Origin of the sequence: Acidovorax sp., assembly GCF_046291265.1 — a bacterium.
Taxonomy (GTDB): Bacteria; Pseudomonadota; Gammaproteobacteria; order Burkholderiales; family Burkholderiaceae_C; genus Acidovorax.
In genome coordinates this window covers 1-18542 of record NZ_JBKBTV010000078.1, presented here as the reverse complement: position 1 = coordinate 18542, position 18542 = coordinate 1, and the positions used below count along the sequence as shown (strand labels likewise).

Sequence of the window (18542 nt, the reverse complement as noted above, 5' to 3'; positions counted from 1 at the left end):
GCCGGTGGCGGCAGCGGCCCCTGGGCACTGCTGCGCGGCGAACTCAAAGGCGTGAGCGATGTGGAGCGCATCACCGCCCGCATCGCCCTGCGCCAGGTGCGCCCCCGCGAACTGGTGGGCTTGGGCAGAACGCTACAAAAAGCAGAGCTACTAGCGCTTAATGGACAAGCGCTAGAGCCCTATTTGATTCAAATTTTCGGTCATCTGCAGCCGCCCGAGGGCTGCACCGGTCTGCTGCAGGCTGCCATCGCCGAAGAGCCCGCCGCCCTGGTCCGCGACGGCGGCGTGATCGCCAACGGCTTTGACACCGAGCTGGATGAGCTGCGCGCCATCCAGACCAATTGCGATGCCTTTCTGCTGGACCTGGAAACCCGCGAGAAAGCCCGCACCGGCATCCCCAACCTGCGCGTGCAGTTCAACAAGGTGCACGGCTTCTATATTGAAGTGACCGGCAGCCACCTCGACCGCGTGCCCGACGACTACCGCCGCCGCCAGACGCTGAAAAATGCCGAGCGCTTCATCACGCCGGAGCTGAAAACCTTTGAGGACAAGGCCCTGTCGGCCAATGAGCGCGCGCTGGCCCGCGAAAAGTGGTTGTACGAACAAATCCTGGACCAGCTGCAGCCCCACGTGCCCGCACTCACCCGCCTGGCGCAGGCGCTGGCTACGCTGGATGTGTTGTGCGCGCTGGCCGAGCGCTCGCTCACGCTGAACTGGTGCGCGCCCCAGTTTGTGCCTGAGCCCTGCATCGAGATCGAAGGCGGCCGCCACCCGGTGGTCGAAGCGCGCCTGGCCGAGACTTCCAGCGGCAGCTTCATCGCCAACCACACGCGGCTGAACGCCAACACGCGCATGCAGGTCATCACCGGCCCCAACATGGGGGGTAAATCGACCTATATGCGGCAAGTGGCGCTGATCGTGCTGCTGGCCAGCATGGGCAGCCATGTGCCCGCCGCCAACTGCCGCCTGGGCCCCATCGACGCCATCCACACCCGCATCGGCGCAGCGGACGACCTGGCCAACGCGCAATCGACCTTCATGCTGGAGATGACCGAGGCCGCGCAAATATTGCACGCGGCCACGCCCCACAGCCTGGTGCTGATGGACGAGATCGGCCGGGGCACCAGCACGTTCGACGGCCTGGCCCTGGCCAGCGGCATCGCCACGCACCTGCACGACAAGACCCGCGCCTTCACGCTGTTTGCCACGCACTATTTCGAGCTGACCGACCTGCCCGCCAAGGCGCGCCACGCGATCAACATGCATGTGAGCGCCACGGAGTCAGGCACGGACATCGTCTTTTTGCACGAGATTCAGCCCGGCCCGGCCAGCCGCAGCTACGGTATTCAGGTGGCCAAGCTGGCGGGCATGCCCTCGCCGGTGCTGCACCACGCGCGCCACGCGCTGGCGGCGTTGGAGGAACGTGCAGGCGAAGATGATTTGCAGGTGGACCTGTTCGCCGCGCCCGAGGTGCCCGAGAGCGCGGGCTCCAGCCCGCTGGAAGCGGCGCTGGCCAGCATCCACCCCGACCAGCTCAGCCCGCGCGAGGCGCTGGATGCGCTGTACCAGCTCAAGAAGATGGTGGGGCCGTGAGGCAACGCACCAGCCTTCCCGTTCCGCCTGCGCCACAGCGCAGCCACAACCCCCTTCCATGACCCCCCAAGACTTCATCGCCAAATGGGGCGCGCCCGGTGGTGTGCCCGGCCCCGCCTACGCCCTTAACGAAGAGCAAGGCGCGCAAAGCCACTTTCTGGACCTGTGCGAACTGCTCCATGTGCCCAAGCCCGGCAGCACTGAGGGCTACCGGTTTGAAGAAAAGAGTGCTGTCATTGGCGGCAAGACGGGTTATGCCGACGTTTTCATGCGCGGCGTGTTTGCGTGGGAGAACAAGGCGCCCGGCAAAAACCTCGACACCGCGCTCAAACAGCTGCTCACCTACAGCCTGGCGCTCTCCAACCCGCCCATTCTGGTGGTGTCTGACCGGCTCACCATTCGCATCCACACCCAGTTCACCGGCCACCCCAGCGCTACACACGAGGTGCGCATTGCCGAGATGGACCAGCCCGCCAATTTGGCCCTGCTGCGCCGCATCTGGACGGCACCCGAGAGCTTCAAGCCAAAGCAAACCAACCGCGACATCACCGAAGCCGCCGCCCAAAGCTTTGCCGCGCTGGCCGAAGGTTTGCGCCAGCGCGGCGCCACGCCCGGCGAAAACATCGCCAGCCAGCAGCAGCGTGCCAACCAAGTGGCGCACTTTCTCACGCAGTGCCTGTTCTGCTTTTTTGCCGAAGACGTGGGCCTGCTGCCCGGCCGCATGTTCGAGCGGCTGGTGAACAACAAACACGCCACACCCGAGCGGCTGACGCAGGGCCTCACGCAGCTCTTTGGCACCATGCAAAACGGTGGCCTGTATGGCGTGGACGATATTCCGTGGTTCAACGGCGGCCTGTTCCAGACCATTGCCGTGCCCCCCTTGAGCGCGCAAGACCTGATCGAGCTGCGCCGCGCCGCCGACCTGAACTGGAGCGCCATCGACGTCTCCATCTTCGGCACCCTGTTCGAGCGCGGGCTTGACCCCGCCAAACGCAGCCAGCTGGGCGCGCACTACACCGACCCGGCCACCATCGAGCGGCTGATTGGCCCGGTCATACGCCGTCCATTGCTACAAAAATGGGAGCTGGTAGCGCAACAGATACAAGCGCTGGCGGCCAAAATCACCAAAAAAGGCGACAGGCACTACCGCGCAGCGCACGCGCTGTTCATCACCTGGCTCGATGAGTTGAAACACTACCGCGCCCTCGACCCGGCCTGCGGCAGCGGCAACTTTCTGTACCTCGCGCTCAAGTGCCTGAAAGATGTGGAACACCACAGCCACCTGCAGGCCGCCGAGCTGGGCCTGGACCGCGAGGCCGACCTGGTGACCGGCCCGCACAACGTGCTGGGCATCGAGCTGAACGAATACGCCGCCGAACTGGCCCGCGTGACCGTGTGGATTGGCGAACTGCAATGGCGCCTGGCGCACGGCTACGAGTTCAAGACCAACCCGGTGCTCGACACGCTGGAGCACATCGAGTGCCGCGATGCGCTGTTGGCCAATAGCTTCACCCCCCCCCCCTGCACCAATTCGGTGCATCCCACGGACTGCAAGAGGCCGCGTGGCCCCGTGCCGATGTGGTCATTGGGAACCCGCCGTTTTTGGGCGTGAGTCGCAAACGCGGCGAACTGGGTGAGGCTTATATCCACGCGCTGGATGCCGCGTATGCCACGCGCGTCCCCGGCGCTGCCGACCTGGTGTGCTACTGGTTCGACAAGGCCCGTGCACAGATAGCAGCAGGCCAGTTGCAACGCGCCGGGCTGGTCACTACCAACTCGATTCGCGGCGGCGCCAACCGCAAGGTGTTAGATGCAATCTGCGCAGAAACCCGCATCTTCGAAGCCTGGAGCGACGAGCCGTGGATCAACAACGGAGCTGCCGTCCGCGTGTCGCTGGTGTGCTTTGGCGTAGGCGATGGCGCGCGCCTCAACGGCGCCGAGGTGCCACAAATCTATGCCGACCTGACTGCACCAGCCACCGCAGGCGATTCGCTCAACCTCGGGCTGGCGCAGGTGCTGCCCGCCAACTTGGCCGCCAGCTTTCAGGGTGCATCCAAAAAAGCCAAATTTGAAATCGACGCCGCGTTGGCCAGGGAGTGGCTGCAGCAGCCCAACCCGCATGGGCGTCCCAACAGCGACGTGCTCAAACCCTGGGCCAATGGGTTTGAGCTGAGCCGGGGGCCTCAGCACCAGTGGATCATCGATTTCGGCAACGAACTGACCGAAACCGAAGCCGCGTTGTATGAACTGCCTTTTGCCTACGTCACGGGGCACATCAAGTCAGAGCGCATCACCAAATCAGAGGCAGCACTGCGCTTGCATTGGTGGCGGTTTGGCCGCCCCCGCGTGGAATTGCGCGCAGCGTTGAAAACGCTGCCTCGCTTTATCGCTACCGTGGCGCATTCCAAGCACCGGTTCTTCGTCTGGCTCCCGGTGACCACATCGCCCGATCAGGCGCTGATCACCGTCGCCCGCGCCGACGACACCACCTTCGGCATCCTGCACAGCCGCTTCCACGAACTCTGGTCACTTCGCATGGGCACATCGCTGGAAGACCGCCCCCGCTACACCCCCACCACCTGCTTCGAAACCTTCCCCTTCCCCGCAGGCCTTACCCCCTTGGATACCGCGCACCAGCGCACCGAAACGGTGGACGGTGGCGCACTGATTCCGGCTGACCTCCCGGATGCCTTGCCGGGAGTGGATTCAAAGCCAAAACAGGCTCTAGCGCCCGCCAATAAAGCGCTAGCAGCTATCAAAACCATACCAACCCGCCAAGCGGCCACCGCCATCGCGCTGGCTGCGCAGCGCCTGAACACCCTGCGCCAAGCCTGGCTGAACCCGCCCGAATGGACACACACCGTGCCCGAAGTGGTGCCGCTGGGCCTGGCCACATCGCCCTACCCCGACCGCACCCTGCCCAGGGCGGGGTTCGAAAAAGAACTGGCCAAGCGCACGCTGACCAACCTGTACAACCAGCGCCCCGCCTGGCTGGCCGCAGCCCATGCGCAGCTGGACACCGCCGTGGCAGCGGCCTATGGCTGGGCCGACTACACAGCGGACATGCCCGATGACGAAATCCTGCGCCGCCTGCTGGCGCTGAACCTGCAGCGCAGCACCCTTCCAGGGGCCTGACATGCGCTCGATGCCGGCAACGGCCGCCGGGTGGACCGGGTCTGACCGGAACGGAGGCAGGGTTTACAGGTCCTGCACCACAGGCGCCAGCTGCCCCAGCATGAAGGTGATGAACGGTGGCACACATTCGAGGTGTCCGGCAACGGGTTGCGCGCGGCACTCGGTCAGGCTGACCAGATCGCCTGCGCCCCGTTGCTGCATGGCGCGCAGGGTGTCGACCGAACTGGCGTAGGGCACGGTGCGGTCGTTGCGGCCGTGGTACAGGCGCACGGGCACGTTGGGTTTGTAGTCGTACACGCTGCTGATTTCGTCAAGGGCGCGCACATCGTCGGCCAGAAAACGGTCGATGAAACGGATGTCGTAGGCCACATCCGCATCGCCCGGAATCAGCGCACGCAGCAGCAGGCGGCGCACCTCGCGCTGCACGCTGCCGCCCAGGTAGCGCAGAAAGCCGGGGTTGATGAGCGCTCCGATCACGGGCTGCTCGTCGCGCACCACGTCCACCAAACCGTCCATGGTGGTCTGCACGTTGTACGGCCCGGCGCCCGCCACCACCAAACGCAGCTGTTGCAAGTGGGGCGAACCGCCCGTCTGCAACGCGCGGTGCGTGGCCATGGTGACGTAGCCCCCTTCGGAATAACCGGTCAAAAAGAGTTGGCCGTTGTCCGCCACGTTGGCCTGACCGCGCCAGGTGCGGGCAGCAGTCAAAAAGTCAGCCGTGGCGGCTGCCGAGGGGGTCGACAGCAAATAGGGGTGCGGTGTGCCCTTGGAGGCACCAAAGCCCACGTAGTCGGGCGCCAGCACGATGTAGCCCAGCGATGCCAGCACCACCGCCACTTCAGACGCCACCGCGTTGTTGCTGGGCGCTTCGGCATCGCGAAAGATGGTGCCGTGCTGGTAGCTGAGCACCGGGCTTTTGGAACCCGCAGGCTTTTGCGGCACGCTGACGAGGCCCGAGGCGCGCACCTCTTTGCCGTCGGCGTCGGTGGTGAGGTATTCGAGGCGGTACGAGGTGACGGCGTAGCGCGGCACCACACCTTCGGCCAGCGACTCCTCAGAAGCCAGCGCAGCGGTGATGTCGGCGGCCGGTATGGCGCCGAGCAAAGAGGCGGATTCGAGCTGGCCAGAACGCGCGGGGGTGGGCGTGGGTTCGGGCAGGGGGTCGTTGGCAGCAGAGTCACTGCCACCCCCACAGGCTGCGAGTGTGGCGAGCGTTGTAACGAGGGCCAGCGCCCAGGCGCGGCGGGTGACGGACGAGATCATGGGGGTCAACACAGCAGAGGCCTTCGAAGTGAAGCGCTGGATGATAAAACCGACACGCCCGCGCTGTGTGCCTGTGCGCAATAGCCCTCAGCGCACACAGCTGCGTGGGGCCGCCCCGCACAAGACATGCACGAAGGCGGCTCCTCCAAAATATGAGTCAAATTGGCCTCTAGCGCTTATCCCATAAGCGCTGATAGCTATTAATTTTGAAAAATCTTCCCGGGAGGGCCAGAGTGCGTCCTTAATGGCCCGTGCGAGGGTTTGTCCCGCGCCGGACTAAACTCGCCGGTTCCCCTCCTTATAAAAACTCCACTCTTCTCATGACGTATTGCGTCGCCATCAAACTCAATGCCGGACTGGTTTTCTTGTCCGACTCTCGCACCAACGCCGGTTTGGACCAGATCAGTTCCTTCCGCAAGATGATGGTCTATGAAAAGGCGGGCGACCGTTTCATGGTGCTGTTGTCGGCGGGCAACCTGTCCATCTCGCAATCCGTGCGCGAGATCCTCCAGAACGAACAGATCAAGGACGGAGAGTCTGGCGAGGCCATCACGATCTGGAACGCGAAAAGCATGTTCGAAGCCGCCCGCGTGCTGGGCGCTGCGGTGCGCCATGTGCACGAACGCGACGGCGCCGCGCTCAAGCGGTCGGGCGTGGACTTCAATGTGTCCATGGTGTTTGGGGGCCAGATCAAGGGCGAAGGCATGCGCCTGTTCCAGGTCTACTCGGCGGGCAACTTCATCGAAGCCACCACGGAGACGCCGTACTTTCAGGTGGGCGAGTCGAAGTACGGAAAACCCGTGCTGGACCGCGTACTGACACCCGAAACCCCGCTGGACGAAGCCGCCAAATGCGCCCTCGTTTCGATGGACAGCACGCTCAAGTCCAACCTGTCGGTGGGCCTGCCGCTGGACCTGGTGGTGTACGAAGCAGACCGCTTTGCCACCGACAAGATCATCTGCATCGACGAGCACAACCCCTACTTTCGGATGCTGCACGACAGCTGGGGCCAAAAGCTGCGCCAGGTGTTTGACAGCATTGAAGACCCCGCCTGGGGCGGTGGTTCTACCGAAGTGCCCATCCTGGTGAACCCATCGCGCAGCAAGCCGCTCAAGAAAATCACCAACCCCACGGACCGGCTGATCTGAGAGCCTGAGAATCTTTTATCCATGCCCGCCTTGCACGCCAAAACGCCCCGGCTCGTCGTTGCAAATGCTCGCCATAGCCCGAGCTATGGCTGTGCTTTGCGCCTAGATCCAAGGCGTTTTCGCGCGCCTTTCGGGCTCGGCTAAAAAACTCTCAGCCTCTCAGGCGTTGGGTGGGGGCCGCAGTGGCCGCCCACCCACCTTCTGGTCGTGAATGCCTTCTACGCTTTTCATGCTCCCCATCGTTTTCTCGCACGGCAACAGTTTTCCGGCCAGCACCTACCGCCTGCTCTTCAAACACCTCAAATCCCGTGGGTTTGTTGTGAGCGCCGTGGATCGCTACGGGCACGACCCGCAATACCCGGTGTCCAACAACTGGCCGCACCTGGTGCAGCAATTGGCGGACTTCGCCACCGCACGGGTGGAGCGCCTGGGCGAGCCGGTGTTTCTGGTCGGGCACTCGCTGGGCGGCTTTTTGAGCGTGATGGCTGCGGCCCGCCACCCCGAGCTGGTGCGGGGCGTGTTGTTGATCGACTCTCCGCTGATCGGGGGCTGGAAGGCCAACGCACTGGGCATGGCCAAGCGCACGCAAGTGGTGGGCTCCATCTCACCGGGCAAGGTCAGCCGCCAGCGGCGCTTTAGCTGGGCCAGCAACGAAGAAGCGCTGGAACACTTTCGCAAGAAAAAGAGCTTTGCGCGTTGGCACCCCGAGGTGCTGCAGGACTACATCACCCACGGACTGCAGGACCACGAAGGCAAACGTGTGCTGGGCTTTGACCGCGCCGTGGAAACCGCCATCTACAACACCTTGCCCCACAACCTGGGCCGCCTGCTGAGCACCCACCCGCTGCAATGCCCGGCGGCTTTTATCGGCGGGCGGGATTCGGACGAGATGAAACAGGTGGGCATGGCCATGACGCTGCGCATCACCCAGGGCCGCACCATGATGCTGGATGGCAGCCACTTGTTTCCCATGGAGCAACCGTTGGCGACGGCGGCGGCGATGGAAGCGGCGCTGCTCAATCTGGCGTCGATTCACCCGGTCAAGCGCTGAAGCGCTCCAGCGTCGAGGTTTTGTGAGTTTGGGAGGTTGGCGGGCGTTGCGTGCGATATAGCACCAGACTCTTCCCCGCAACGTCCGGAAAAGCACTGCAGAGAAAGCCGCCTATCAGGGCAAACAAGGTTCGCCTGCAAAGGGGCAATCCCCTACACTGGCGGAATTGTTACAGCGTGAAACACCTTACATGCCCGCTTTGCCTCCATCTGCCTCGCGCCTGCCCGTGCTCACCTATGTGCTGCTGGCCGGTTATCTCATCACCATGGCGGTGCGCACGCACAACGACACCACCATCGCGTTGGTGATTGCCTCGGTCATCATGTTTGCCTGCTGCTGGGCCAGTGCCACCCACTTGCTGGGCGTGCGGCCCACGCTGCAGTTTGTGCTGATTGCGGTGAGCTTTGGCTGGTTCGCCGAGCAGATGGGGTCGTCCCGTGGCTGGTTCTTTGGCCATTACACCTACACCGAGGTGCTGGGGCCCCGGCTGGGCGACGTGCCCATGGTCATCCCGTTGATGTGGTTTTCGTTGACCTATGCGTGCTACGTGATCACCAATTTGATCGTGTGGCAGAGCCCCGTCGACGGCACGCGGGGTGTCGGCCATGCCGCCATGTTGTCATTTCTGGCGGCGATGATCGTCACCGCGTTTGATCTGGGCGCCGACCCGTATCTTGTCTACACCCTGAAGGCCTGGATCATGACCAAGACCGATGGTGCGTGGTTTGGCGAGACGGTTCAGGGCTTTTTTGGCTGGGTTTTCGTGTCTTTCGTCATCCTCTTCAGCTTTCGCATGTCGGTGCGCAAACTGGCATTGCAGCCCAGCAGCCCGTTTTTGCGGCGCCATGCGCTGGTCCCGCTGGCGCTGTATGGAAGCAACATGGTGTTTCAGATGATGTTTGGCAACCCCGTGGAAATCCGCTCGATTGCGCCGTTTGCAATGGGCATTCCCCTGTTGTGCGCGCTGGCAGGCTACCAGCGCTGGACAGCGCCTGCAAAGGCCAGCGTATGAGCCAGAGCGAGTCCCGCACAGCCCCCGTATCGGACGCCACCCTGGCGGGCATGCAGCACCATGCCGACCCCCTGGCCGACAAAACCATTGCCGACATCCTGGGCGACTGGCCTGAAGGCGATGTGGCGGCGGACGCACCGCAATGGGCGCGCATCGACACTGTGAACCACCTCTTTGGCCAGTGGGCAGACAACGCCAGCCTGGTGGGGTGGACCGCACAGGGTAAAGGTGTGGACGCTGCGATGTCCAAGGCCTTGAACGACTACGTGCAGACCGCCCAGGTACTGCCGCCCTGGGCCGATGCCGCCAAGATCGAGCGCGCCGAGAAGCTGTTCATGGAGCACGGTGCGCTGTCGTGCATCCTGCTGTTTTGCGCCAGCCTGCCCGAGTGTTATGTGATTCCGGACCTGTCGAGCGTGCTGCACACGTCTGGCCAGCTGGAGCAGAACGCCGAGTACCGCATCCGGTCCACCGCTGCGATGATCTTCCCGGTGATGATGCATGGCGGCATGGGCGAACGCGGTGCGGGCGTGGCGCAGGTGCTGAAGGTCCGGCTGATCCACGCCACCATTCGCAACCTGATCCTGCATGGCAGCCCCCAAAGCGCCGTCGCGCAGTTGCTGGCAGGCGGTGCAGGCCACATCGCACCGCAGGCCCTGCCGACCCAGGGCGGGCGCCAGGCCATGTTCCAGACACTGTATGCCCGCGGCTGGAACCTGAAAGGCAATGGCCTGCCCTGCAACCAGGAAGAGCTGGCCTACACCTTGCTCACGTTTGGTTATGTTTTTTTGCGCAGTCTGCGCCGCCTGGGCATTGGCCTGCGGGCAAAGGACGAAGAGGCCTATCTGCATGCCTGGAACGTGGTGGGCCACATCCTGGGCATCGAGCGCTCGCTGATGGTGGACACCATGGACGAGGCCGAAGCCCTGATGGCACGGATGCAGGCCCGGGGCCGTGCAGAACCTGTGACGCCCGACCCCCGTCCCGCACTCGGTCAGGCTTTGATGCGGACCATGGAAAAAGCGCTGCCGTGGAACATCGTGAAGCCGTTTCCGCAGCTCATGACCCGCTATCTGTGCGGGCGTGCCACGGCCAACGATCTGGGCCTGACGCAGCCGGTTCCCTGGTCGTCTGCCCTGCTGTTCTGGGGCGTGCTGCTGGTGGCGCGCGCCATTGACATCCTGGTGCGCTGGAGACTGCCCCGTTTTTCCATTGTGCGAACGCTCACCCGGATCCTGGGCTACCACTTCATGAGCCGGGTGCTGATGAGCCAGACACGCCCCCTGCAACTGCCCACAGAGCTGCTCAACCAGGTGGACGACGTGATGCACAGCTGGAGCGATGATCCCAAGGCCCCGCGTTGGTTGAACCGCATGGAAGACAAGCTGACCACCCACGGCAGCTGGAGCGCGGGCCTGGCCCCGAATGCCCAGGCCGCGCGCACTGCCCAGGCGCAGCAAACCACGTAGCCATCGCTCCCACGCCGATGTACCCGCTGTTCTGCGCCCTCCTGATGCTGGCCCGGCTATGGCGCACGCATTGCGGTGTGGCATCCACCCTGCTTTGCCTGCTCGTACCGGTGGCCCTGCCCTTGAGTGCGCAGGCGGGAGAGCCCCTGGTGCTGACGCAGGACCGGCCCCACGTGAATGCCTGGGAAGCCATCACGCTTAAGGCCGATGCGACCTACAAGCTGTCGGTGGATGACATGCTGGGACGGCTGGACGAATTCGAGGCGCCCGCCCAACGCGGCGGCACACTGGGCGTGCGCAAGGCGGCCATGTGGCTGCACATTCCCATCATCGCGCCCGACGCGCCTCGCACTTCCTGGGTGGTCGATATCGGCTACAACTCGCTGCACTCCGATATTTACCTTACCAGCGGCGGCAAAGTCATCCAGCACATCAGCACGCGCCCAGAGGGTCGGCCGGAGACCTTCAGCCGCACGCCCACGATGGAATTCGCCCTGACGGCCGGGCAGATGTACGACCTGCTGCTGCGGGTAGAGGCCACGGGGCCGCTGATCCTGCCCATCACGCTCAGCGAGACGCCCCACCACATGCGCGAGGTTCTGCGCGAGCAGATGCTGCAGGGCCTGCTCAACGGGCTGGCGCTGTGCCTGCTGGTCTACAGCCTGGCGCAGTGGGCTACGCAGCGTGAGCGTCTGTTTGGTTTTTATGCGCTGGTGGTGCTGGGCAGCGCGGGCTTCTCGCTGCAGTTCTTTGGCATTGGCGCCCAGTATCTTTGGACGGGCAATGCGTGGATGGGGCGGAATGCGGGCCTGGTCGCCGGGCTGTTGGCGCTGGCGGGATCGTTCCTCTTTCTGGGTGCCGCTTTGGCCGACACGCGCAGCCGCCTCTATGCGCTCACCATGCGCGTGGGCGGCGCCATCACTCTGGCGGTTTGCGCAGGCGTTGCGCTCGGCGTGGTCAGCCCGGCCATCGCCGTCGCCTACATGAGCCTGGTGGGCCCCGTGCCCTCCATCATCAGCCTGCCCGCCGCCATCGCACGGGTGCGGCAGAAAGACCCCATCGGCGTCACCCTGATGATGGCCTGGACGGCCTACGGAGTGGCTGCGATGGTCATGGTGTGCCTGGTGCAAGGCTGGCTGCCCGCCAACTTCTGGACGCTGCACTCGTTCCAGTTAGGCGCCACGTTGGACATGCTGCTGTTTCTGCGGGTTATGGGGCTGCGCGCAAAAGCCATGCGAATGGAGGCGCAAGAAGTCCTGCGCGAGCGCGACATCATGCACTCGCTCGCACACAGTGACCCGCTCACCGGCCTGAGCAACCGGAGGGGCCTGCAGCACGCACTGCGGGCGGCATTGGCCCATTGCTCGCCGCGCAATCTGGTGGCGGTGTACCTGTTGGACCTTGACGGTTTCAAACCCATCAACGATTCCTACGGCCATGACGTGGGCGATGACCTGCTGGTGGCGGTGGGCCATCGGCTACAAGCCAATGTGCGCCATCAGACTGATATGGTGGCCAGGCTGGGGGGCGACGAGTTCATCATCATGGCCTGCCATCTTGAAAAGCCCGAAGACGCGGAAGAGCTGGGCCGATCTCTGCTGCGCGCGTTCGATCAACCGTTCACGCTCAGCCACCTGCGCCTGACGGTGGGGCTGACCATTGGGTATGCGCTGGCGCCTTTGGACAACGATGATCCGCAGGGCTTGATACGCCTGGCAGACGCAGCGATGTACGCCGGAAAACAAGGCGGAAAACACTCTCTTCGTCGCAACAGCGGCGAATTGGCGCTGTCATCGTGAAACAGGTGTACACCCCATGACCCTGCTGCACCGCACTATGTTGAGCCCCCAAGGACGCGTTCACCAAGGTCCCGGCCGACAGCCTCCCGCCGCGGCGCCTTGCCTATACTGACCCGTCACCTTCTTCACCATGCCCCGCCGTATCGCTCTGCCAACCTGGCTCCGGTTGCGCCCTCTGACCTGGCTCGCAGTGCTGTGGGCGGTGCTTCTTTTCCCCTGGACACATGCCAGTGCGGCCCCTTTGCTGCTGAGTGATGACTTGGCCACGGTCAATGCATGGCCCGCTGCCACCCTGCTGATTGACCCGAGCCTGCAACTGTCTGTTCAAGATGTGCTGGCTCGGACCGACCAGTTCGTGCCGACCCCCAGCGTGGGCGCTACGTTGGGTGTGAGGCCCGATGCGGTGTGGCTGCGCATTCCGTTTACGGTGGCTACGTCCTCCGATGGCCAGTGGATTCTGGACCTCAACCATGCCGATCTGAACCAGATCGGTGTCTACCTCACGACCGGCGGCTATGTCACGCAACAGGCGACCCTGGGCAGCCTGCTGCCCTATGCGCAGCGCCCTCTGCAAAGCCGCTCCCATGCCATCACGCTGAACCTGCTGCCGGGACTGACGTACGAATTGCTGATACGCGTCCAGACCAAGGGCGCGATGATTCTGCCCATCTCCTTTCACAAGCCAGCGGCCATGCTCAGCAAGGCAGTCAACGAGCAAATGCTTCAAGGCGTGCTGACTGGATTGGCTCTGTGCCTGTTGGTGTACAGCTTGGCCCAGTGGCTGAGCCTGCGTGATCCGCTGTTCATCCACTATGCGCTGCTCACATCGGGCAGCTTGCTGTTCTCACTGCATCTGTTTGGGGTGGGCCGCCAATATCTGTGGAGCGACAGCCTCTGGCATGAAGTCCATGTCGCGGGGCTTGCTGCCCTGCTGGCGACCTGTGGCTCGTTCCTTTTCATCGGCCAGGCACTTGCCGGGCACCTACCGGGCAGCCGCTTTCTGCGCTTCATGCGTGGTGGCGCCGTGCTGTGTGTGCTGATTGCCGTGGCGTACGGGCTGGGCGTGATCTCCACGCGGGCCATCGCCGCCATCGTCAGCATCCTGGGGCTGGTGCCCGCTTTGATGGGCATTCCTGGCGCGGCTCGCCGCGCCATCCGGGGCGACGGTGTGGGCACCAGCCTCCTACTGGCCTGGCTCATCTACTTTTTAGCCACCGCCACCGTCATCGGTGTGATCAACGGCTTGGTGCCCGTGAATTTCTGGACCCTGCACTCCTTCCAGTTTGGCGCAACACTGGACATGCTGTTGTTCATGCGTGTGCTGGGCCTGCGCACGAAGGCGCTGCGCCTGGAGGCGCTGGACGCCAACCGCGAGCGGGATGTCATGCACTCGCTGGCCCACACCGACCCGTTGACAGGCCTTCCCAACCGGCGCGGACTGAGCATCGCGCTGGCATCGGCACTTTCGCGCTGTGGTCCCGAAAAGCTGCTGGCCGTTTATGTGATGGACCTTGACGGTTTCAAGCCCGTCAATGACCAGCACGGACACGATGTCGGCGACGAACTGCTGATTGCCGTGACCCGGCGCCTGCAAGGCCACGTGCGCCAGAGCGATGTGGTGGCGCGGTTAGGGGGTGACGAGTTTGTGGTGATGACCGGACACCTGAGCAGCACGCAGCAGGCCGAGGAGCTGGGACAGAAGTTGCTCGACGCGTTCCGCTCCCCGTTTTCATTGGGTGACATCAAGGTGCAAGTGGGTTTGACCATTGGCTACGCCATTGCCCCGCATGACAGCAATGACGCCGTGGGGCTGCTCAAGCTGGCAGACGCTGCCATGTACAGCGGCAAACAAGGAGGCAAGTTCTGCGTGCGCCGCAACACGGGTGACCTGGCCTTGTCGTCCACCTGAGTTAACTCGCGCAGCTCGGCGGACAAACCTCGACGCGTCAAGCGGGCCATTGCAAACTGGTCAAACGGCTCGGCTTGGGTTAAACACGGGGCTTCGCGTTTTTCATGAAGGATCGTTTCCCATGGCCCATCGCAAAAGCCCCGCCCGCATTGCCAAAGACGCGCGTGTTGCGCACTTTCAGTCGCTTTCAGCACAAAACTCGGCCAGCGACGCTCCGGGCGCCACGCTGACCTGGGAGGCAGTCGCCGCTCTGGAGAGCATGCTGGTGGGCCGTGTCGTTCTGCCCTCAAGCCCCGACTACAACAAGGCCCGACAGGAATCCAACCCCGCGTTCCAGTCCTATCCTGAAATCATCGTGTACTGCGCCTGCGAAAACGATGTGCTGGAATGCCTGGCAGTCGCCCGCACCTACCGCCTGTGGGTGGCTGTGCGCTCCGGCGGACACAGCACGGCAGGCTATTCAGTCAACAGCGGCATGGTGGTGGACTTGAGTGAAATCCAGGGTGTGGTGCTTGACCCACCCCATCAACGCGTCCATGTGCGGCCCGGCACCGACTTCGATCATTTCAACGGTGCCATGAACAACACCGGCTGGCATGTGCCAACAGGCGCGTGCGGCAATGTGCGCGTTGGCGGCTTTGTGCAGGGTGGCGGCTACGGATACACGTCACGCCAGTTTGGCATTCAGAGCGATCTGGTGGAGTCGTTCCGCGTTGCACTGGCCAACGGCACCATCGTCACTGCCAGTGCCAACGAACACCCCGATCTCTTCTGGGCCATGCGGGGCGGCACGGGGGGCAATTTTGGGGTGCTTCTGCAGGTCACCTACCGCATGTTCCGACTTGATCAGGTCTGGGCGTGGTCCATCAGCTGGGACGAGGCCCATGCGGCGCAGGTGCTCACAATGATGCAGCAGGGGTTCATGAAAACCGGGGCGCCCGACGCGCTCGGGTACATGATGAATCTGGGCTACCAAAACGGTGTGCCGGTCTACATGGTGCAAGGCATGTTCTGCGGCACGCGTGAAGCGGGCCTCGCGGCTATTGCGCCCCTGCTGGCCATTCCCAGCGCTCAATTGCTGGTGGACAAGACGGGCACCTACACGGACATGAACCGCTGGCTGGAAGACCACCCGTACACCCTGCCCGACAACCTGCCGGACGGCGTCGCCGAAAGCAAAGCCAGCGGCTACATCAGCGCCGCCCTGACCCCAGAGGACTGGCAAAAGATCATCAATTTTTTCAAGACATCACCCAACGCCTATTCGCTGGCCTACCTGGAACCCTATGGCGGCGCCATCAACCGCTACCCCGTGGCCGACAGCGCATTCATCCACCGCAACGTAGATGCTGACTTGGTGGTGGATGTGTTCTGGACCAACCCCGCAGAACGCGCGACGATGGAAGCCTGGCTTGCAAAGTTCATGCACCAGTTCAAGGACTTCATGAACGGGCATGTGTACCAAAACTACCCCGACGCGAGTCTGAAAGACTTTGCCAACGCCTATTGGGGCCCTGCCTATCCGCGTTTGCAGCAGGTCAAGGCGCGGTACGATCCCACCAATTTTTTCCACTTCCAGCAGAGCGTCACGCTGCCTTTGGCGTAGCAGCGCCAACCATCAAGAGCAAACGGCCTGTGCGTAGTGCAAGCGCCCCTTGCCTGCGCGCTTGGCCGAATACATGGCCTGGTCAGCGCGACTCATCAGCGCCTCAATATCGCTCTCCAGCGGGGGGTTGAGCGCCACCCCAATGCTGGCGCCTATGTGCAGATCGCGCCCCTCCACCGTCATGGGTTGGTGCAGCGCTTCAATAATGCGGTGACCAATGTTGTCGGTCACATCGCGGGTGACCTCGCGGTCCAGCATGACCAGAAATTCATCTCCACCCAGCCGCGCGATAGTGTCACCGGCTCGCACCGTGCTGGCGATGCGCGTCGCGACGATGCGCAGTACCTCGTCGCCCGCGTGGTGGCCTTCGGTATCGTTCACGCGCTTGAATCCATCCAGATCGATAAACAGCAGCGCCACGGCACCGGCACTTTGCTGCGCCTGGGCCAGAGACTTTTCGAGGCGACTTTGGAACGCCGCGCGGTTCAGCAACCCCGTCAATGAATCGTGATTGGCCAGGTAGTGCTGCTGGCGCGCGATCTGGATCTTGGCGGAAACATCTTGCACCAACGCCATGATCGAGGTCACTTGGCCACCCTCGTCCGTCAGCGCGGAATTGAACCATTCGCAGTGCACCTCGGTGCCATCCTCGCGCACGAAACAGGTCTCCGCGCGGTTCTGGGACTCCTCGCCAGACTGCAGGCGCTGCAGGGCCAGTGGAAGGCTGTCATCGTTAGACGCCAATGCCAGCACTTCAGTGAGCAGTCGGCCTTCCAGTCCGGCCACATGCAACCATCCCATCAGTTGCACCGCGCGCTGCGAACAATGCAGCAACTGCAGCTTGTGATCCATTTCCACCACGGCCAGGGGGCTGTTTTCCATGTGTGACGAAAGCCGCTGGTTCGCAGAGCGCAGCGCGTTCATGGTCACTTGCAATTCATGCACATCGAGGGCCGTGGCGATGAAGCCATCGATGGCGCCTTGCGCGTTGTGCCAAGGTGTCATGCAAATGGTGCGCCATTCATCTACGCCATAGGGGGTGTGCAGCATGCGCTGGTATTGCACGCGCTCTCCGCGCAACACCCGCTCGACAAACGGCATAAAACGGGCGGTGTCCTGCTCGCCGTACACCTCAACGATTGTCTTGCCGATCAGCTGCTGCGGCGTGGTGCCAAACCACCGCGAATACTCCTCGTTGACGTAAATCACGACCAGACTGCGGTCCACCACAGCCATGGTCGCGCCCGCGCTCCGTGAGATCAGGTCCAGCAACTCCGCCTTGGACCAGGTGTCCTTGCGATCTGCTGGCGAGTTATGCAACAACTCAGGCTCGTCTTGCATCATGCGGTGAATGCCCCCGGAGGGAGTGGACATCAACAAGGGAAGCAACCCGACGTTTTCTCGTCTTGCGCTCAGAAAGCGCGGGCTGCCCTGCTAGGGGTAACAGTGTGTCAATGGCAGCTTATCACTATCGCAAATCACTCGGTGGCCCCCTTGTGTGCCACCGACGCCCCGCAACACATAGTGGGAACAGGCTTCAATCCGCCCACTGCACCCATCCCGTCCACGCGGTCACCAACACAATGATCCCGAACACGATGCGGTAGTACGCAAATGGCACAAAACTGTGGCTGCTGATGTAGCGCAACAACCACCGCACGCAAACCCAGGCGCTGATGAACGAAAACACCAGCCCCGTCGCAAACATCGGAATGTCTGCCACCGACAGCAATGCACGCTCTTTGTACAAGCTGTAAACCCCGGCCCCGATCAGCGTGGGAATGGCCAGAAAAAACGAGTAGTCCGTGGCCGCCTTGCGCGACAGGCCCAGCAGCATGCCTCCGATGATGGTGGCGCCGCTGCGGCTGGTGCCCGGCACCATGGCAAGACACTGCACCAGGCCTACCTTCAGCGCGTCCAGCGGCGTCATATCGTCTACCGACTCGATGCGGGTTGCCGACGGTGCGCGCCGCTCTGCCCACAAAATGATGAAGCCACCGATGATGAACGTACTGGCGACCACCACGGGCGTGAACAGGTGCGCCTTGATGGCCTTGCCAAACAGCAACCCCAGCACCACGGCAGGCAGAAACCCGATGAGCACGTTCAGCACAAATCGCTGCGCCTGGCGCTCGGTCGGCAGCGCCACCACCGTTGCACGTATTTTTTGCCAGTACACCAAGATCACCGCGAAGATCGCGCCCGTCTGGATGGCAATGTCGAACACCTTGGCTTTGGCATCGTCAAACCCCAGCAAGGCCCCCGCCAGAATCAGGTGGCCCGTGGATGAAATAGGCAAAAACTCGGTCAGCCCCTCGACGATCCCCATGATGGCGGCTTTGACCAGCAATACAACGTCCACGCGTGTTCCTTCAGAAATATGATCCAAAATGGCCTCTAGCGCTTATAAATAAAGCGCCATCAGCTATCAAAACAGGAGCAAACGCCCCGGCCGTTGTGGATTATCCGCCAGGGCCAGCCTGCCAAGGAGCCTGCCATCCGCCCCCCAGCGCCTGGACCAGCGTGACGGCTGCGAGCTGCCGCTCGACCTGCAGCT

At 63.1% G+C, this 18542-nt stretch carries 13 protein-coding genes; 10 read left to right on the top strand and 3 right to left on the bottom strand.

The window, feature by feature from the left end:
* The 3 genes from mutS to ACK41V_RS21005 form a co-directional block, all read left to right on the top strand.
* Positions 1-1593: DNA mismatch repair protein MutS (gene mutS, locus ACK41V_RS21015; RefSeq protein ID WP_409785257.1), on the top strand; the 1593-nt coding region annotated here is incomplete at its 5' end.
* 58 nt (positions 1594-1651) lie between these two features.
* Positions 1652-3205, top strand: a complete 1554-nt coding sequence (locus ACK41V_RS21010) for a DNA methyltransferase (protein ID WP_409785255.1) — start codon at positions 1652-1654, stop codon at positions 3203-3205.
* Positions 3202-4728, top strand: a complete 1527-nt coding sequence (locus tag ACK41V_RS21005; RefSeq protein WP_409785253.1) for a type IIL restriction-modification enzyme MmeI — start codon at positions 3202-3204, stop codon at positions 4726-4728. Before ACK41V_RS21010 ends, ACK41V_RS21005 begins: the two co-directional genes overlap by 4 nt.
* A 63-nt stretch (positions 4729-4791) precedes the next feature.
* On the opposite strand, the gene ACK41V_RS21000 is transcribed toward ACK41V_RS21005, so the two are convergent.
* Positions 4792-5991, bottom strand: coding sequence for an alpha/beta hydrolase family protein (locus ACK41V_RS21000; RefSeq protein ID WP_409785251.1), 1200 nt, complete (start codon positions 5989-5991; stop codon positions 4792-4794).
* A 320-nt stretch (positions 5992-6311) separates the two neighbouring features.
* Here ACK41V_RS21000 and ACK41V_RS20995 point away from each other — a divergent pair, with 320 nt between their 5' ends.
* From ACK41V_RS20995 to ACK41V_RS20965, 7 genes are all read left to right on the top strand, one after another.
* Positions 6312-7139, top strand: coding sequence for a peptidase (locus tag ACK41V_RS20995; protein WP_409785250.1), 828 nt, complete (start codon positions 6312-6314; stop codon positions 7137-7139).
* A 229-nt stretch (positions 7140-7368) separates the two neighbouring features.
* The gene (locus ACK41V_RS20990; RefSeq protein WP_409785248.1) at positions 7369-8190 is read left to right on the top strand and encodes an alpha/beta hydrolase; all 822 of its coding nucleotides are present in this window, start codon (positions 7369-7371) and stop codon (positions 8188-8190) included.
* Positions 8191-8380: 190 nt separating this feature from the next.
* Complete coding sequence (locus ACK41V_RS20985; protein ID WP_409785247.1) at positions 8381-9202, top strand: carotenoid biosynthesis protein; 822 nt, start codon at positions 8381-8383, stop codon at positions 9200-9202.
* A complete protein-coding gene (locus ACK41V_RS20980) occupies positions 9199-10671 on the top strand; it encodes an oxygenase MpaB family protein (RefSeq protein ID WP_409785245.1) in 1473 nt (490 codons plus the stop codon). The genes ACK41V_RS20985 and ACK41V_RS20980 overlap by 4 nt, the downstream gene beginning before the upstream one ends.
* Positions 10672-10748: 77 nt before the next feature.
* Positions 10749-12470, top strand: a complete 1722-nt coding sequence (locus tag ACK41V_RS20975) for a diguanylate cyclase domain-containing protein (protein ID WP_409785243.1) — start codon at positions 10749-10751, stop codon at positions 12468-12470.
* A 130-nt stretch (positions 12471-12600) separates the two neighbouring features.
* Complete coding sequence (locus ACK41V_RS20970) at positions 12601-14379, top strand: diguanylate cyclase domain-containing protein (protein ID WP_409785241.1); 1779 nt, start codon at positions 12601-12603, stop codon at positions 14377-14379.
* Positions 14380-14500: 121 nt separating this feature from the next.
* Positions 14501-15985 carry an FAD-binding oxidoreductase gene (locus ACK41V_RS20965; RefSeq protein WP_409785239.1) on the top strand — a complete coding sequence of 495 codons (1485 nt, stop codon included), beginning with the start codon at positions 14501-14503 and terminating at the stop codon, positions 15983-15985.
* 12 nt (positions 15986-15997) lie between these two features.
* Here ACK41V_RS20965 and ACK41V_RS20960 read toward each other — a convergent pair whose 3' ends face one another.
* Both ACK41V_RS20960 and ACK41V_RS20955 read right to left on the bottom strand, forming a co-directional pair.
* Complete coding sequence (locus tag ACK41V_RS20960) at positions 15998-17329, bottom strand: diguanylate cyclase domain-containing protein (protein ID WP_409785259.1); 1332 nt, start codon at positions 17327-17329, stop codon at positions 15998-16000.
* Between the two features lie 193 nt (positions 17330-17522).
* Complete coding sequence (locus ACK41V_RS20955; protein WP_409785237.1) at positions 17523-18347, bottom strand: undecaprenyl-diphosphate phosphatase; 825 nt, start codon at positions 18345-18347, stop codon at positions 17523-17525.
* Positions 18348-18542 lie beyond the last annotated feature (195 nt).

Coding starts and splice junctions, on each gene's coding strand:
- ACK41V_RS21010 (WP_409785255.1), top strand. CDS start 1,652: ATGACCCCCCAAGACTTCATCGCCAAATGGGGCGCGCCCGGTGGTGTG.
- ACK41V_RS21000 (WP_409785251.1), bottom strand. CDS start 5,991: ATGATCTCGTCCGTCACCCGCCGCGCCTGGGCGCTGGCCCTCGTTACA.
- ACK41V_RS20995 (WP_409785250.1), top strand. CDS start 6,312: ATGACGTATTGCGTCGCCATCAAACTCAATGCCGGACTGGTTTTCTTG.
- ACK41V_RS20990 (WP_409785248.1), top strand. CDS start 7,369: ATGCTCCCCATCGTTTTCTCGCACGGCAACAGTTTTCCGGCCAGCACC.
- ACK41V_RS20985 (WP_409785247.1), top strand. CDS start 8,381: ATGCCCGCTTTGCCTCCATCTGCCTCGCGCCTGCCCGTGCTCACCTAT.
- ACK41V_RS20980 (WP_409785245.1), top strand. CDS start 9,199: ATGAGCCAGAGCGAGTCCCGCACAGCCCCCGTATCGGACGCCACCCTG.
- ACK41V_RS20970 (WP_409785241.1), top strand. CDS start 12,601: ATGCCCCGCCGTATCGCTCTGCCAACCTGGCTCCGGTTGCGCCCTCTG.
- ACK41V_RS20965 (WP_409785239.1), top strand. CDS start 14,501: ATGGCCCATCGCAAAAGCCCCGCCCGCATTGCCAAAGACGCGCGTGTT.
- ACK41V_RS20960 (WP_409785259.1), bottom strand. CDS start 17,329: ATGATGCAAGACGAGCCTGAGTTGTTGCATAACTCGCCAGCAGATCGC.